This is a genomic window from Shewanella cutis (genome assembly GCF_022410515.1).
GTDB classification, from domain to species: Bacteria; Pseudomonadota; Gammaproteobacteria; order Enterobacterales; family Shewanellaceae; genus Shewanella; species Shewanella cutis.
The window spans coordinates 403,452-420,636 of record NZ_JACSDI010000003.1 but is presented as its reverse complement, the minus strand read 5'-3'; the positions used below and the strand labels follow the sequence as shown (position 1 = coordinate 420,636).

Genomic DNA, 17,185 nt, shown 5'->3' with positions numbered 1-17,185 from the left:
CCGCAAATAATATAAGCATCATCGGCGCTTGTAAACAGCAATCTTTCAATATTGTGTCAAATGCTCATCTTATGTTCAGGCGGATGATTTTTCGGCCAAATTACCTACACATTTTCAGCAATATCTGGGTAAACCCTCATAAAAACACCTATACAGTAAGAGACTTGCCGTCTTGGTATGGTAAAATCGCGGTAACTTTTCACGGTAAATGCTTATATGAATTCACTCTTGATACCTTCATCCTCACTCGCTCCTGAATTTAATCTTCCCGTCCTGCCGCAATTGCCGACAGGATTCAAAGCGTTACTTTTAGGTCAAGAGCGCGTGTTGGATGCCTTTAAGTTACATAACGCCATTGCCGATCAACAACTGTATCTCGCAGATTTCCCTGGCATCGACAGACTATTAATGATGAAAGCCTTAATGGAAACGCTTGAGCCATTGCCGGCGGCTTATTTGGTGGCAAAGCGCCCCGAAGACAACGCCATTCAATTCCATTGGCAATATGAAGCACCGCAGGACAATCAAGGCTCAATTGCCGAAAAGCATGTCAGTTATCGCTATCTGAGCGGCAATATCCGCCGTTCAGACCTTCTTGGCCGTATGGTGCAATCAGGCAATAGCAGTAAATATCAAGCAGGTGCACTAGCCGAATGCCACTATGTATTTATCTGCGCAGAATCCCTCTGGAAACGTGAAAGTTTATGGGATTTGCTGATGCAAATCCTGACGCAAAAAGAGTATCAAATCAGCCACAACCTAAGCCCTATTCCATTAAATTGTAAAATTATTTTAATTGGCGCTGGTTTAATCTATAGCCAAATTAGATCCGAAGATTGGCAATTCCAACGCCACTTTAACCTGTTGGCCGAACTGGCAGGTGAACTCGATTTGACCCGTTTTAAAGAAGCGCAATATGCCAGTTGGCTACAAACAGTGGCGCAAAGTGTCAATGTCACATTAGAGCAATCCAGTCTTGCACCACTCTTTAGACACAGTGCCAGATTAACTGAGCACCAACGTCGCTTAAGTCTCTCTATGCTTGATTTGGCCCAGTTAATGGCACAGGCAAAAGTCTATCGCGGTAAATCGACAATCAATGCCGCCAGCATTGAACGTGCGCTATCGCAAGCCAATTATCGCCATAACAGCTCTGAGGAATTTTCGGGCCAAAGTTTTGATGATAATTTCATAAATCTGCCAACTGAAGGCGCTATGGTAGGACAAATTAATGGTCTTACTGTTATTGATGCAATTGATCACTGCTATGGTGAACCTGCGCGGATCACCGCAACGGTGCACTATGGTGACGGCGAAGTTGCTGATATTGAAAGAAAGTCTGAATTAGGTGGCAATATTCATGCTAAAGGGATGATGATCCTTTCAGCCTGTTTGTATCGTATCTTTGGTCGCGATGCACCATTGCATCTTAATGCCAATATTGTATTTGAGCAGTCCTATCAGGAGATCGATGGCGATAGCGCCTCGCTTGCCGAATATTGCTGCTTGATGTCGGCCATTGCAGAACAACCGATTATTCAGTCGTTAGCCATTACGGGAGCGCTGGATCAATTTGGCAATGTGCAAGCGATCGGCGGTATTAATGAAAAAATTGAAGGCTTTTTTAATCTTTGTGAGCGCCGAGGGTTAACGGGTGAACAAGGCGTGATTATGCCCAAGTCGAATATGTTACAGCTGAACCTTCATCCCAAAGTCATTACAGCTGTAGGCAAAGGCTTATTCCACATTTATGCCATTGAACATATGGATGAAGCGGTCGAACTTTTGATGCAGATGCCCGCCGGGGTTGCCGACGAAGATAACGACTTCCCAGCGGAGTCCTTATACGGTCTAGTACAGCAACGACTAGACAAGCTTGCGGGTAACGGTGAAGAAGAAATTGGCTTAATAACGAGATTACTCGCAAAATTAGGATTTTTCCGACATTAATTAGCTGATCGGAGTTGTTTAGCTTACACGTGTTCGCTAATCTTGGCGCTCTTATTGCTGGAGTAGTAAAACAATGAATAAAGCAAACAGTTTCAATAAAGAAGAACTTATCGCCTGTGGCCATGGGAAATTATTTGGTCCAAACTCCCCTCGCCTCCCCGTAGACAACATGCTGATGATCGACAGGATCATTACCATTAATGACAACGGTGGTGAGTTTGGAAAAGGTGAAATTGTTGCCGAGCTCGATATTAAACCAGAATTATGGTTTTTTGATTGCCACTTTATCGCTGACCCTGTTATGCCTGGCTGCTTAGGCTTAGATGCTATGTGGCAACTCGTTGGGTTTTACCTAGGCTGGGAAGGCGCAGAAGGCAAAGGCCGCGCCTTAGGTGTGGGTGAAGTTAAGTTTACTGGTCAAGTATTACCCGGCGCGAAAAAGGTCACTTATAAGCTCAATATCAAACGCACCATACACCGTAAATTGGTAATGGGTATTGCCGATGCCATCCTTGAAGTCGATGGTCGCCAAATTTACAGTGCAACCGATCTTAAAGTCGGTGTCTTTAGCGATACATCGACCTTCTAATTCGCTTTACCCTACATGATCCAATAGACACAAAAATGCCCTCATCTGAGGGCAATTATGCTGCATTACTCTGTCTGTTCAGGGCTATTTAACTGCGAGAAAAACTCGCTATTTATTAAATAGCCCATTAACTCGGCCATCAACACCTTCACGCCAACCACCTAACCACTGTGATCGCGAATCAAGATTTGCATAAGGACAAAGCTCTTTAGAGCGTCCACCAATACCGGCTTGGAATCCTTTTGAAAAAGCTCTGTCTAAACGATCTCGTTTTTGTCTTTTCATGCAAGCGTCCTCTGTTCTACGTGAAATAGAAGCAACAGCTTCACCCATAGAAATAGTGCTTTTCAACGCTGAGATCAATCAAAAAATTGTTCATTTTATCGACTATTTATTAAACTATTGAGATCATGATTAAAAAAAATCGAGGCATTTTGCCTCGATTTTTTGAGTCTGAATTCAAGCTTAAAAACTAGCGAACGCGACGACGCAACCAAACTAACGGTAAGGCAAGTAACCACGCAAGTGATGCGGCGCCTTGACGTTCATAATTGCCCGTATCTGTGCTGTCATCCACAGTACAAGCTTGCCCATTGGTTGCGGGTTTAAGCACCACCATACGAGGAACGTAGGCGGTAACAGGTTCGCCATTGCCACTGAGTTCAAACAGAGGTAAGCCGTTTTCGCCAACAATAATGTTGCCATTCTTATCGAATTGATAAGAAGGCTTACGAATAAAGGCAGTCCCCACAATGGTACCATCTTCATTAATGCTTGACGCTTCTACCACCTGGATATCGCTGTTATAGCTGAGTACTTTGCCAGTACCGTCCTGCACTTCAACCTTATGGCGAGTCCAATTGCCATCTGCACCCTTTTCAAAGCCCTTAGATTCACATGTCAGCAATGTGTTGAGGTTACTAAATTCACCCGTTGATTTCTCATACAGGAAGCCAGCCTTAGGACGCGGTTTTTCTTTGTCATAGGTGGTTTCAATGTAACCAACTATCTGGCCTTTATTATTAATATCTTTAGGTTTGCTAGACAAATCTGTCGTAGTTGCAGCAAAATCATTGGGCGTGACGTAAGGCACATCCGGGGTATTGATATCAAAATAGAAGAATTTATCGCGTAAATAACCTGAGATATAACTGCGATAGCTACCGACAACGATACCATTGTCGTTTACATCATAGGCAATAGAGCTCGAAACAGCGTCAGCCATTGGGATCCAATGATATTGGTATTTACCCTCAGCATCTTTACTCCAATAAGCCGCATCTTGATGTAGCCTACCGGTATCACCATAACGATAAACGTGCGAGCGACCAGCCACCACGCCGTCATTATTTACGCCCAATGCCTGCGCGGTAAATGTCAGCGTGTTATCACTTGCAGGTGTTAATCCAAGCGGTAATGCTGTACCTGTGGCAGCACCATTTTCCAATTGCCAAATGAAAGCACGCGTTTGGTACTGAATGTTACGCGTGCCTTGGTCATTAGGGTATTGTTCACGCTGAATACACACATCTAACGGTAAAGTGTTATCAGTGCTTAAACAGTAAGCCACACGATCAGCACCATATTTGCTGATATCTGTACTGGCGTAACCCACTACTAAGTTATTATTGTTTACCGCTGTCGCCGCTGACCAACCGCCCAGTTGAACCGTTTTATCGTCCTTAACATACTGAGTATAGGGAGGCGGTAATGGGATTTCGGTGTCCCCCACTTTGGCAACACCACGGTACTCGTAATCACGATAATACCAGTAGTCGGTGGTATTATCTGTTGTCGCGGTATTTTCTGTTTTCTTTTCAGGGGCCGTCATGCTGCCCACTTTCAGGCCTGCATCATTGATGTCGTAGTAAAAAGTGTCGACAGAGTTGACAACCGAAGTATCACTTGGTGGCGTGGTGCCATTGATACTATCGAAAGTTGGCAACCAAGCACCAGCCGCACCATTTTGCGCCGCAATAAAGGCAAAGTTGTTGGCAACAATCGCCGCCGTAATTGAATAGGTGATGGTTTCCTCTGGAGCGATACCATCTTCAACGTCGATAATCCCACCTTCGACATCAGATGTACTGAGTTTTTTCTTACCTTTAGCAATACCAACCAACTCATCGTTAGCATTGATGCCTAAAGCGTAACCATTACGGGCACCTTCGAGGGTACCTGTACGTTGCAAATCATAATTTTCAATGTTAACAATTTCATAAACTGGTGCAGCATGGGCACTGTGTAATACGCCAAGGACACCTAAGGCAACCAAGGACAGGGCTTTATCCAACTTTGACTTCATTAATTCTATTCCCATTTTTATTATTGGTTTACTTCAGTGACTCAAGCTCTTCCCATCGCTCGAAGCAAACTTCCAATTGCTTTTCTTTATCCGCTAACAGGCTCAATACCTGATTGATTTTATCCTGCGTCTGACTATAAAAATCTGGGCTCGCCACTGTAGTTTGCAACTCGAGGATTTCGGCCTCTAATTTCTCCATCAGCTCAGGCATAGCCTCTAATTCACGCTGTAATTTATAGGACAGTTTTTTTGCGGCTTTGGCAGGCTCTGCCACTTTAACCTCAGCGGTTTTTGCGGTCGCAGGTGCTTCGACCGTGTTTGTCTGACTAGGTTCCTCAGAATAAAACTTTGCACCTTGATCGATAGCATCCTGATAACCGCCAACATACTCTGTCCAGTGACCATTGCCGGCATACCACCAGCTGCTGGTCACGGTATTATCAATAAACGCCCGGTCGTGGCTGACCAGTAATAACGTGCCTTCATATTCAGTCAGCAGCGACTCTAGCAATTCTAGGGTCTCAATATCAAGATCGTTTGTCGGTTCGTCGAGAATGATAAGGTTTGCGGGACGAATAAGTAACTTCGCCAGCAATAAACGGTTTTTCTCACCGCCTGATAACGCTTTCACTGGCGTTCTGGCACGCATTGGCGAGAACAGAAAATCCTGCAAGTAACTAAGGATATGGCGGTCTTGACCATTGATAGTGATGGTCTTTTTACCTTCTCCCACGTTATCTTCAACGGTTTGCTCAGGATCCAATGCTTCACGGTATTGATCGAAGTAGGCAATTTCGAGCTTAGTACCCACTTTCACTTCACCCGATTGAGGTTGTAGCTTTTCAATCAATAATTTTATTAACGTCGATTTACCACAACCGTTTGGACCAATCAACGCGATGCGATCGCCACGCAGCACTGTGGTGTTGAAGTTTTTTACCAGATTTTTATCGGGCAAGTTATAGTTTAAGTCCTTCACATCAAAGACCAATTTACCCGAACGTTCTGTTTCGGCCACCGCCATTTTGGCATTGCCCTGACGATTTAAACGTTCACTGCGTTCTTGGCGCAAGGCTTTTAACGCACGCACACGGCCTTCATTACGGGTACGACGCGCCTTAACACCTTGGCGGATCCACACTTCTTCATCGGCTAAGCGCTTATCAAATAATGCGTTTTTCTCGGCCTCGACCCGCAGCCATTCCTGCTTACCATCAAGGTAGGCTTGATAATTACCAGGCCATGAGGTCACAACACCGCGATCTAAATCCACAATCCGCGTAGCCATGCGCGCAATAAAGCCCCTGTCGTGACTGATAAATACGATGGCGCCTTGGAAATCCAGCAGGAATTTTTCTAGCCATTCAATAGTATCGATATCGAGGTGGTTGGTTGGCTCATCGAGTAGCAATAAATCTGGCGCACTGACTAACGCACGGGCAAGAGCCACTTTACGTTGCCAACCACCGGATAACTCACTTAAAGATTTATCAGGATCTAACCCCAAAAGCTCACAATTTTGATTGATCCGCGAGTCAAGTTGCCAGCCATTATGGTGATCTAAGGTTTCCTGCAGCTTTTGCATCTGATTGAGCATGCGCTCCATTTGCTCAGGCTCAGCAAAAGCGACATCGTGGGACAACTGATGATATTGCTCTAGGGCTTCACCAACTTCTTTCAAACCTGCGGCAATGTAGGCGTAAACCGTGCCCTGCTCAGCTTTAGGTGGGTCTTGCTGCAAGCGACTAACCGTCACACTGCCGTCGATGTTAAATTCACCTTCATCGAGCAGTACATCGCCAGATAAAATCTTTAATAAACTCGACTTGCCTGCACCGTTACGGCCAACAATACAAACCCGCTCGCCGCGCTCGATAGTGAAATCGGCATTTTGCAGTAGCGGGGTGTAACCATAGGCTAACGAGCCATTATTGATACGAACCAGACTCAAACTAAGCTCCTAAAAATTCTTGTAATTGCGTGGCATCAAATGGCCAACATAAACAACGCTCGTCCTGGGCTTTAACCACAGGAATCGACACGCCATAACGCTCTGCTAAGGTTTCATCATCGCAAATATCGATGGCGGTATAACGTACCTGGGCGGCATTTAACAAGGCTGCCGCCAGTTCGCACAAGTGACAACCTTCGGTGTGATACAACACATAGCTTGCCTGCAATGCATTATTTATCTGCATGGGTAATTAACCAGGTGTTATGGATATGAGGATTACGTTTGTAATCCAGCGGCAACGTCATGTCGTCGATGTTTTGCACCTTAATCTTCATTTTGGTTAAAGTCTCAATGTCCATCTTAAACTTGCGCTTATTGTTAGAGAACACCAATTCACCGTTTGGACTTAACAGCTTGATTAGCATACCGAGTAAATTTACATGATCACGTTGCACATCGAAGGAGTCTTCCATGCGCTTGGAATTTGAGAAGGTGGGCGGATCGATAAAAATCAAATCATATTGTTCGTTACAATCGCGGATCCACTGCAAGCAGTCAGCCTGAACAAACTCATATTGTTTGCCACTGAGATTGTTAAGGGCAAAGTTCTCTTTCGCCCAAGCAAGATAAGTGTTTGACATATCGACAGTCGTGACTGACTTTGCCCCGCCTAACGCGGCATGCACCGAAGCTGAGCCCGTATAAGAGAATAAATTCAGTACTCGGCGGCCCTTGGATTTTTGCCCCACCAAACGGCGAGTTAATCGATGATCGAGGAACAGCCCAGTATCTAAATAACCCGTCAGGTTCAGCTTAAATTTAGCGCCATATTCAGTGGTGATAAGCTCTAACTTACGTTCATCCAGCTTTTGGTATTGACTAGTGCCCTTTTGACGCTCGCGGGTCTTCATAATGATTTTGTGTGGATCGACACCAATCGCCGCAGGCAAAGCCAGCAGCACATCGCTTAAACGACGTTTCGTGACGGCCTCAGGAATACTGGCTGGTGCCATGTATTCTTGTACCACAACATAATCAAGATACTTATCGACCGCGACGTTGTATTCCGGAATGTCAGCATCATAGAGGCGATAACTATCGATCCCCTCTTTTTGGGCCCACTTTTCAAATTGCTTAGCGTTTTTCTTAATACGGTTAGCAAAAGCGGGGGCGATATCAGCAATATCGACGCCCTCTGGCAATACTGGCGTATCGCGGCGGGTACTTTGTGCGTGAAGCGTGTATAAGTTAAAGGCACATTCTAGGGCGCCATTAAACATCTTCATCTGTTTATCGGCTTTAAGTTTCAGTGCTGAGATAAGCTCGATATCGCTACACAGCATGGCCACTTTCCAGCCACCAAATTCTTTTTTGAATTTATCGCCTAATTGATAGTACAGCTGCAACAGCTCAGACACACTGCCTAAACGCTCACCGTAAGGAGGGTTGGTGATGAGGTAACCTTCAGCCGCTGGCGGCTCTACATTAAGGGCATTTGCCACCTTAAACTCAATCAGTTCAAGCACGCCGGCATTTTGTGCATTACGTTTTGCTAGCGCCACTAGGCGTGAGTCGATATCCGAGCCATAGAACTTCACTTCGCAGCGCTTCACCCCAAGCGAAGCACGCGCTTTAGCTTCTTCGACAATTTCGTGCCAAGTGGCCTTATCGTGACGACGCCAATGTTCGAAACCAAAACGGCTGCGTTGTAGACCAGGAGCAATATCGGCGGCCATCAAAGCCGCTTCAATCAACACTGTACCGCTACCGCAGAAGGGATCGAGTAAGGTGGTTGGGGCTGCTTTCCAGCCACTGCGAACCAGCATATTCGCCGCGAGGTTTTCTTTTAAAGGCGCCTCCCCCGTGGTTGAACGATAACCGCGTTGGTGCAGTGATGGACCAGAAAAATTCATCGCAATGGTAATGACCCCATTGCGAAAATGGGCATCAACTTTAATGTCGGCATCGATACGGGCGACGTTTGGACGGGCATCACCGTCATCACGGAAACGGTCAACAATTGCATCTTTAATCTTTAGCGCACCAAACTGGGTATTGTTAATAAAACCACCCGTGCCATGGAAATCGATACTAAAGGTGTTGCGATTAGAGAAATGTGCAGACCAATCAATACAGTAGGCTGCATTATATAACTGCTCCGCCGACTCACAGGGGCCCTTATAGATCACCAGTACAATACGGCTGGCTAAACGCGTCCACAGGGTAATACGATACGCTAAGGTGAGAGGCGCGGTAAAATAGACACCGGCTACACTTTCTTTAATCTCAGTCGCACCAAATTCTGTCAGTTCTTGGGCTAAGCTATATTCAAAGCCCTTAGGGGCGGCAGCAAAAAAATTAAGCATGGGATAATCAATACGCAGTCAAAATCAAACCGACATTATACCTGCGAAGCAACATAAAAGATAAACAGTTATTAGCCAAAACTCGATTTAGTCAGGCTGTTGACCCGCTTTTAATCCACTAAAATCCCATATCGCGGCCAATAATGGATGAATTACCCGCACTACGCTTTATATTTAAGCATTCGTCCGTTTTTTTAGAATTCCTCCTTGCAATGCCACCGCGCTGCCGTTATAGTCTGCCCCGCTTTGAAGACGGACGCGGGATGGAGCAGCATGGTAGCTCGTCGGGCTCATAACCCGAAGGTCGTTGGTTCAAATCCAGCTCCCGCAACCATTTGAAGCAAATATAAGTAATACAAATAGATATCGGACGCGGGATGGAGCAGCATGGTAGCTCGTCGGGCTCATAACCCGAAGGTCGTCGGTTCAAATCCGGCTCCCGCAACCAATTCTAAGATGACAGAATTAAAACAGTGATCAACAGTATAAATCGGACGCGGGATGGAGCAGCATGGTAGCTCGTCGGGCTCATAACCCGAAGGTCGTCGGTTCAAATCCGGCTCCCGCAACCAATTTAGATGTATCCGTTTATAAAAAGAAACCGCTCGTCGGGCTCAACTCTTTATAAACAACGGGCGAAGGTCGTCGGTTCTAATCCGGCTCCCGCAACCAATTCTAAGATGACAGAATTAAAACAGTGATCAACAGTATAAATCGGACGCGGGATGGAGCAGCATGGTAGCTCGTCGGGCTCATAACCCGAAGGTCGTTGGTTCAAATCCGGCTCCCGCAACCAATTAATACAAAAATCTCGCCTAGGCCAGCATAAGCTGGTTTTTTTGTACCCGAAATTTATCTACAGAGTTGCAATATGGTAGCTCGTCGGGCTCAACTCTTTATAAACCCCGAGCGAAGGTCGTTGGTTCAAATCCAGCTCCCGCAACCATTTGAAGCAAATATAAGTAATACAAATAGATATCGGACGCGGGATGGAGCAGCATGGTAGCTCGTCGGGCTCAACTCTTTATAAACCCCGAGCGAAGGTCGTCGGTTCAAATCAGGCTCCCGCAGCCAATTAATATAGAAATCATGACTAGGCCAGCATAAGCTGGTTTTTTTGTACCCGAAATTTATCTACAGAGTTGCAATATGGCAGCTCGTCGGGCTCAACTCTTTATAAACCCCGAGCGAAGGTCGTTGGTTCAAATCCGGCTACCGCAACCAATTTATACAAAAATAACTACTAGGCCAGCATAAGCTGGTTTTTTTATACCCGAAATTTATCTATAGCGTTGCAATATGGCAGCTCGTCTGGCTCAAGCCTTTATAAACCCCGGGCGAAGGTCGTCGGTTCAAATCCGGCTCCCGCAACCAATTTATACAAAAATAACGACTAGGCCAGCATAAGCTGTTTTTTATACCCGAAATACATCTTGACTTGAGTTTTGCCTGATTTGCCTTAATCGTTTATCGAATTGCGCTAACTACATTCGGAATGTGCCTTACGAAAACTAAGCCGTTAACTCGAACAGAAATAGCTTTCTGAACTGACATTTGTGTCTATTGCACCTTAGCAAACTAATGCCTTTTGCCTGTACAGTTGCCGATTTTCACAACTCCCAGTTACGGATTCACTTTTCCCTCTAAATGCAGCCATCGTCGTTTGCCGCCCAACAAGCATTTCTGTTATGATCCGTCGCTGACTAATCATAATTCCACAAATTGGCAGATAATCAGCACTCAAGCTTTATCTTGCGATACCAACCCATCGCCTGCAGGTACAAATATGATTAACCACTTTAGTGTGCTTGGTATCAAACCTAGTGCCAAAGAAGACGACATTAAAAAAGCCTATCGCCGGCTCTCAAACAAATATCATCCCGACAAGTTGCTAGGTGCCTCTGATGAAGAAAAAGAGCAAGCATCACAACAACTTGAACGCGTTAAAAAAGCGTATGAAGTCCTATCAGATCCTAAGCTTAGAAATGCGTTTATCCGAGATTTCAACAACGTGATAGTGACCGACCCCAATAGCGCCATGCGCGAATTATGGGATCAGTTCTACCCTTAATATTTATTTTGAGTACCAAATAAACGAGCGGTTAAATTCGCAGCTCCTGATGTTGAGCAATTTATTTCGGTACGTTTTATTTCGATAAGCTATTTGTTTTAGCGCTTATATTTCGAGACATGCCCATGGCCAAAAAACTGAATATCTCACGCATTAATGAGCTTAAAACCAATGCCTACGACAATATCGAGTCCTATGATGACCCTGATACTCCTAAGGCTCTGGAGCAATTTACCAGTCAAATCAAAAAAGTATTGCAGGCTGACCCTAAAATGCTCGAGTCAGTGCCTGAGTATCTGCCAGTCGCACTTTATGGCAGAGTAAAATTCCCCAGTGACGCCAAGCTCAAATGGGCTCACTGGATCAATACCGCAACGCAACCCGACTGGGATGAGTTTAAAGTCACTATCGGCTTTAACAATGCCGATTTACCTTTAGTGTTGGCGGTACGCGCTTATTCAGAAGATTTATTGATCGAAAGCTGCGCCGTGCTTTACTTACTTGAAAACCAAGGTAAAAGTACGCCAGCCCCTAAACGCAGCACTGATGATGATTTTGAAGACGAAGACAGTGACTATACCGACTATTCGGATGATGACGATGAAGGCGAAGAGGAAGATGGCTACTACGATCACTACGATGATGAGGACCGCTAATGAACACGAGTCTAATTGAGATAACCGTTGCCGAGATTAAAGAGCTCGCCGATGTCGAGCCAAAACAGGCAAGCAAACGTTTCGAACTCATCGCCACCACAATGAACGATGAGCAATTAGTTGAAGTCATTGAAAAAATGGATATTGTGACGCTGACCCAAATCAACAGTCACCATGATATCTCCTGCCCGTCAATTATGTCGGAGCTGATGACCCCCGAGCAAATTCGCGACATCGTCTGTCAGCAACCTTTGTATTGGGAAGAAAAAATCAAAAACAATGCCGAAGAACTCATTCAGCATACCTTTGATTTTTTAACTTATTTAATTCGTATTCAAGATAGCGAAGAAAAACAAACCGCTATTTTAGAGTGTATTGCCGAAGATCCCGCCGGCCTCTTCTATCTGTCTATCCCCTTTATCGAAATGATGTTGGGCGAAGGACACGATGATGAGGATCATTTCAACGACTATTACGACGATGAAGAAGATACCGACACCATCGGTTACGACGGCCGCGTCGCCAGTGAAGAAGCCCATAGCTTAAGCCTAGACGACCCCCGTAGTCTGATGGCGTTAATCCATGAGCTGGCACCCGATGTTGAAAAAGCCATTAAAAACCTGCTGCGTAACGAAAGCTCTGGTTGGGAAACGATCATTAACAAGTTCGTTAATGAATTAGTTATCCAAGCCAAAGAGAAAAACCAAGTTACGGATGAATACGCAGAAGTGGATGATATGTTTAGCTTTTTAGATTAAGGATCTCTAGATGCAACTGGTACTGCGCGATATAGACCAAGGCCCATACCTGAGCAAGGTATTGGCCAAAGGCCAAGCAGACGACACCCTCAGCGGTGAGCAGCTCGCACAAATCAAATCTAAAGCCATTTTGATGAGCCTCAAATTGGCGGATAAGTTCTATAACAAGTACAAAATGCACTTACTGGAACAGGCTGCGCACGATGTCATTGGCGTCGTTAGTCTCGGCTTAATGGAACTGTCGAATCAGGATCAACAACAGGCATTGCGTTTACTCATCACCGCCGATGGCGTGGTTAAGTGCTTCCAAAAGGGCTGGAGTATGCTCAGTGTCGTGAGCAAACATAAGTTGGTTAACGGCAAATCTCTTTATGGTGATGTCGATAAATTCCTGCTGGAACAAGTCTCAACACCACCAGACGCCGAAGAATGGCAAGGCTATGAAGCCTATCAGGACGCCCTACTCGAGCACCAACGCCAGCAATCGATTGCGGCGCTGATGGCGCAATTTTATGCCCAAACCAGCTACGATCCGTTGGATTTCTTAAATCTTGAGAGCGTATTGGCCGAAGCAGTACTGTATCGGATGTTATTTGATAATGCGAAAGTCAGACAAGATCTGAAAAAGCGCATTGCCAAAATCAGCTTGCAGGACGAATGGTTTAGCCTTGAGTATATTGAGCAGCAAACCCAAAAAGCCTTGGCAGAGTTACCCGCAACACTTGCCGAAACTATTGGTAAAGATTTGGGTAAAAACTTTGCGCCTGCACTGCTGCGTACGCTGCATTTTGCCAAAAGCTACCGTGAGCTGCTGCTTAATGACGCTTCCCCTGAGCGTTTAGAAAGATTCGAGCATAAAGAAGGGCTTGTTGGTCTACTCGGCTGGCCGCTTTATATCGTGCTGTAATCCTTATCAGGGGCGTTAATCCAGTTAACGCCCCAATTTTCATCTGCTTTTTGAGTTTTACTCAGCTTCCTTTATCGTCTCGCCACCAGCCGCAATACAAAATGCAGGCATAGTTGCATCGCAGCGAAGATAGCCCCAAATCCGAAACCTTTGTGTCTCTATACTGAAGGGAATAGCGTATTTGTGCAGCTGAGTCTGAATATAGTCAGAAAAATCAGTGGTCTTTTCAGGTAACAATCGCCCTATTTTTTCTCTTTTAAAGGGATCAATCTCAAGCCATTCAATGGAGTCGGCAATCTCCAGCAACTCATGCCACCACACTGGCGTAAAACTAGGGTTTGGCCCATCCTCCACCAGCAGCTTATAACGTACATGGGGCACAAACTCTGGCTCTTCATGGAGCGCCTGCTCAAGCTTACGCCATTTAGTGAGGCTCATAACGGAGGTTAATTGATGCTGATTAAGGTACGCCAAGGTGTCTGTATTCATTGCGATGAGACCACCCTCTGTGAGTAAAATCCATTAGTGGTGCCATCTTAGCTTAAGCGGGTAGGTACATAAATCGACTTAGCTTGAATTTAAAGCATTCTATCGTGAATTAAAGTAAAAAAGCCTGCTACGCAGGCTTTTGATATTAAAGGAAAGAGGCTCACGCTTAACGGTATGTCAGTGTTGCCGTATCCGTTAATTTATCATTATCTTTAACGGTTAACTCGACGGTATGTTCTCCGCGGCGAGCCAGACGCAGTACTACAGGACCATTGGCACGGGTACCATTATCAAACTTCCACTTATGCTGCTTAATAACCCCATCGGTGTCATAGCTCGTCGAAATAAACATATCGACTAACCACAGATTAATGCGCTGAATTTGGGCAACAGGTGGCTTTTTAACGTTTTCAACCACTACAGTCACCGTTTGCGAGCTGCTATGGCTTAAGCCGTCATTGTCCGTCACGGTTAACGTCACTAGATAATCACCACTTTGCGCATAGGTGTGAGATACGGCTTCTCCCATGGCTTGAGTGTTGTCACCAAAGTCCCACTGAGTAGAAACGATTTGGCCATCACTGTCGGTTGACGTTGAGGTAAATTGCACAGCTGCACCATTCACCACTTTAGTAAAGCTGGCTTCTGGGACGACTTTTTCGGCTTCGAGCAGAAGTGAAATCACCACAGGATCATGATCCGAAGAGCGATAAGCATCACTGGCGTACAAGTCTTGTAACTGCGCAGGGGTCTTAAACTCTTCGTTGTAGTCTAATACGCGCGGCTCATCGGTATTGATATGCCACTCGGCCACATCCACTACTTTATCCACTAGCGCTGCATTCGCTAAAGCATGGTCTAACTGTCCCGATTCCCCTGAAAACACATAGGAATAAGCATTAGCTTTTTCAAGTTTGGCAAACAACTCGCTAAAACCAGCATTCGCCAGCGCAGTCAGAGGATCTTCCTTGGCATAAGCGTTTAAATCTCCAATCAGCAATACACCTTGCTCCGGATATTGTTCGCTAATCCACTGCCCTGCTGCCGTAGCTGCGCGGGTACGGGTAATATTGCAGTTACCTTGGCCATCGTTCATGTCAGGATCGCCGGCACACTCACTGCCCTTAGATTTCAAATGATTAACCGCAACGACCACACTCTCGTCACTGCCATTAAGCACGAAGGCTTGCGTCAACATTGGACGGTTTTTGCTGTCATCGAACAACGGTTGGCCAGTTTCATCTAACGGTGAATTGGCGCTAGATAATATGCGCGCATCGCCCTGTGGGCTGACCTTATCACTGCGGTAGATTAAACCGACGGTAATCGCATCTGTACCAATTGTACTTAAGTTAGTGCCATTAACCTTTGGAATAACATAGGTATAACGATTTTCACCCACGGCAGTGTTAAGGCCTGCCACGAGATCGGCAATCGCTGAGTTTGCACCAAAGCCATCGTTTTCGATTTCCATCAGACCAAAAACATCGGCACCAATACCAACCATCGCACTGATAATCTTCGCTTTTTGACGCTCAAACTCACTCACGGTATTGGCACCGCGCGCAGTCGGGAAACCACCACCCTGTCCATCGCCATTAAAGTAGTTCAGTACGTTAAAGCTGGCGACTTTGAGGTTACCGCCCTCAGCCAGAACAGGTGACTGCGGACGAGGGTTTTCTGCGACAAAGTTAACAGGTTCACTCGGCATAATGCGATAAAGATTAAAACCATAGTGCATTACGCCCGTGACTGCAGTGGCTTTATCCCCCACGCGCACAGTGTTTGATGCACTCAAACCTGGCGCGGGGAAAATCACCGGATCAGGGTTTTGTGCCGTTAAGCCATCATCAAGTAAAATACTGTCTTTGAGATTGGCTGCTGTAACAGCTAAGGCATCGGCGCCTGGTGCGGCGACTTGCGTCCCAATAAAGTGACGGCTGCTACCGAGTGAAATTTCGCCATAGCGACCTAGGTTGTAAACTTCGTTCACCACTAAATCTTGGCTAAAGCGTACGCGCATGCCTTCGAAGGGCTCAAAATCATCGCTTGAGTTCACGGGTAAAGTCACTACCGCGGCGCTCGGCAAAGTTTGTCCCGCGGCGCAAAGTTTATGCTCGGCTACCGTAGTCAGCTCCGTTAAACCTTGATACTCAGTGACTTTAGCCTTTAAGCGTACACGGTCGCCCGCCACGTAACCCGTGGGAGCATTGCCAGTGTAAACAAACACCCCTTCAGAGGTTTGCGGATCGGTATCGGCTTCGTTGTCGGCCATTTGTACGAAAATACCCTTCAAGCCCGCTTCTTGGTTACTCACCACTATGGCCTCAACCACTAAGGTTTGCCCGTTTAACGGACTTGCATTAGTCGAACCTTGCAGGGCATGGATAGCAGTTGATGCTTCACCACAAGCGAGTGAGCTCGGTGGTGGGTCAACAGGATCAGTTGGCGTACCGGCGCTGAACTTACCGAGATCGGCAATATCATCTTTTGCAAAACCTAACCAAGTATTAAAGGTAACAGCATCATCAATAATAGGATCGGCAATTAATTGATCAGGATTACGGCGTAGCGTGTTGTCCTGTGTCGATAAATCACCACTACCCCATTCACTACCTGGGTCAACCCCCACTTGGCCTAAACTATCAATCACTTGGTTTTGATGGGTTAGGACAATAGCATCATCGCCGTTGAAAAAACTGGCGTTACTTTGTTGATCAGTGATCGCCAAAATATCTGCAGAGGCATCGTTATCTGCGACCACATAAGTCGCACCTGCAGCCAAGGTGCCATTGAGGCTGATCGTGCTGCCCACATTTGTGCTGCCATTAAAATAAAAGCGTAATTGATACTGGCTTAAGTCGATGCTGCCGGCAGTTGGGTTGTACAACTCGATGGCTTTATTATTGCCGCTGCCTTCGACATATTCAGAAATAATTAAATTATCGGCCGCGTTGGCAACGCCAAAAGCGCTACTGATGGCTAACGCCAACAGTGTTTTGTGTTTAAACATAGTGACCCCTAAAAGTATCTTTTATATTGATATTTGATTTAATGATTGATCATTTCACGAAGCATCAGCTTCGAAAACTGACGATACTATAGGGAACAAAGGTTACAAATTGGTTGCACCCTGGTTG

Annotated in this window: 13 protein-coding genes and 5 tRNA genes; 11 read left to right on the top strand and 7 right to left on the bottom strand. The window is 45.7% G+C overall.

The features are described 5' to 3' along the window. Positions 1 to 216: 216 nt before the first annotated feature. Positions 217 to 1,950 carry an AAA family ATPase gene (locus H9J30_RS08550; RefSeq protein ID WP_240130619.1) on the top strand — a complete coding sequence of 578 codons (1,734 nt, stop codon included), beginning with the start codon at positions 217 to 219 and terminating at the stop codon, positions 1,948 to 1,950. 73 nt (positions 1,951 to 2,023) lie between these two features. Further along, on the top strand, positions 2,024 to 2,539 hold the full coding sequence (gene fabA, locus H9J30_RS08545; RefSeq protein WP_240130618.1) for a bifunctional 3-hydroxydecanoyl-ACP dehydratase/trans-2-decenoyl-ACP isomerase: 516 nt from the start codon (positions 2,024 to 2,026) through the stop codon (positions 2,537 to 2,539). A 108-nt stretch (positions 2,540 to 2,647) separates the two neighbouring features. Here the strand turns inward: fabA and rmf are convergent, their stop codons facing one another. The 5 genes from rmf to rlmKL all read right to left on the bottom strand — a co-directional run bounded on the left by rmf (position 2,648) and on the right by rlmKL (position 9,164). Beyond that, positions 2,648 to 2,824 (bottom strand): ribosome modulation factor, encoded by a 177-nt coding sequence (rmf, locus tag H9J30_RS08540; protein WP_011071969.1) that lies wholly within the window; start codon positions 2,822 to 2,824, stop codon positions 2,648 to 2,650. Positions 2,825 to 3,011: 187 nt separating this feature from the next. After that, positions 3,012 to 4,844: a DUF3466 family protein gene (locus H9J30_RS08535; protein WP_240130617.1), complete on the bottom strand. Its 1,833-nt coding sequence runs from the start codon at positions 4,842 to 4,844 to the stop codon at positions 3,012 to 3,014. Positions 4,845 to 4,872: 28 nt separating this feature from the next. After that, positions 4,873 to 6,795 (bottom strand): ABC transporter ATP-binding protein, encoded by a 1,923-nt coding sequence (locus H9J30_RS08530; RefSeq protein WP_240130616.1) that lies wholly within the window; start codon positions 6,793 to 6,795, stop codon positions 4,873 to 4,875. 1 nt (position 6,796) lies between these two features. Further along, on the bottom strand, positions 6,797 to 7,042 hold the full coding sequence (locus tag H9J30_RS08525) for a glutaredoxin family protein (protein WP_203431887.1): 246 nt from the start codon (positions 7,040 to 7,042) through the stop codon (positions 6,797 to 6,799). Beyond that, a complete protein-coding gene (gene rlmKL, locus H9J30_RS08520) occupies positions 7,029 to 9,164 on the bottom strand; it encodes a bifunctional 23S rRNA (guanine(2069)-N(7))-methyltransferase RlmK/23S rRNA (guanine(2445)-N(2))-methyltransferase RlmL (RefSeq protein WP_240130615.1) in 2,136 nt (711 codons plus the stop codon). Before rlmKL ends, H9J30_RS08525 begins: the two co-directional genes overlap by 14 nt. A gap of 257 nt (positions 9,165 to 9,421) precedes the next feature. Between rlmKL and H9J30_RS08515 the strand changes: the two genes are divergently transcribed. The 9 genes from H9J30_RS08515 (at position 9,422) to atcC (ending at position 13,556) form a co-directional block, all read left to right on the top strand. Next, positions 9,422 to 9,498: transfer RNA gene (locus H9J30_RS08515), tRNA-Met, on the top strand. Between the two features lie 37 nt (positions 9,499 to 9,535). After that, positions 9,536 to 9,612 (top strand) — tRNA-Met (locus H9J30_RS08510). A 47-nt stretch (positions 9,613 to 9,659) separates the two neighbouring features. Next, positions 9,660 to 9,736, top strand: a tRNA-Met gene (locus H9J30_RS08505). A gap of 147 nt (positions 9,737 to 9,883) precedes the next feature. Beyond that, a tRNA-Met gene (locus H9J30_RS08500) sits at positions 9,884 to 9,960 on the top strand. A gap of 187 nt (positions 9,961 to 10,147) precedes the next feature. Beyond that, positions 10,148 to 10,238, top strand: a tRNA-OTHER gene (locus H9J30_RS08495). A 712-nt stretch (positions 10,239 to 10,950) separates the two neighbouring features. Next, complete coding sequence (gene atcJ, locus H9J30_RS08490; protein WP_011071964.1) at positions 10,951 to 11,235, top strand: cold adaptation protein ActJcold adaptation protein ActJ; 285 nt, start codon at positions 10,951 to 10,953, stop codon at positions 11,233 to 11,235. 125 nt (positions 11,236 to 11,360) lie between these two features. Beyond that, entirely contained in the window at positions 11,361 to 11,891 is a 531-nt protein-coding gene (gene atcA / locus H9J30_RS08485; RefSeq protein WP_240130614.1) for a cold adaptation protein AtcA, read from the top strand. After that, positions 11,891 to 12,649 carry a cold adaptation protein AtcB gene (gene atcB / locus H9J30_RS08480; protein ID WP_240130613.1) on the top strand — a complete coding sequence of 253 codons (759 nt, stop codon included), beginning with the start codon at positions 11,891 to 11,893 and terminating at the stop codon, positions 12,647 to 12,649. The genes atcA and atcB overlap by 1 nt, the downstream gene beginning before the upstream one ends. Positions 12,650 to 12,659: 10 nt before the next feature. Continuing rightward, complete coding sequence (gene atcC / locus H9J30_RS08475; protein WP_240130612.1) at positions 12,660 to 13,556, top strand: cold adaptation protein AtcC; 897 nt, start codon at positions 12,660 to 12,662, stop codon at positions 13,554 to 13,556. Between the two features lie 57 nt (positions 13,557 to 13,613). On the opposite strand, the gene H9J30_RS08470 is transcribed toward atcC, so the two are convergent. Both H9J30_RS08470 and H9J30_RS08465 read right to left on the bottom strand, forming a co-directional pair. Next, on the bottom strand, positions 13,614 to 14,045 hold the full coding sequence (locus H9J30_RS08470; protein ID WP_240130611.1) for a DUF6678 family protein: 432 nt from the start codon (positions 14,043 to 14,045) through the stop codon (positions 13,614 to 13,616). Positions 14,046 to 14,211: 166 nt separating this feature from the next. Beyond that, the gene (locus tag H9J30_RS08465; protein ID WP_240130610.1) at positions 14,212 to 17,058 is read right to left on the bottom strand and encodes an ExeM/NucH family extracellular endonuclease; all 2,847 of its coding nucleotides are present in this window, start codon (positions 17,056 to 17,058) and stop codon (positions 14,212 to 14,214) included. Between the last annotated feature and the right edge of the window lie 127 nt (positions 17,059 to 17,185).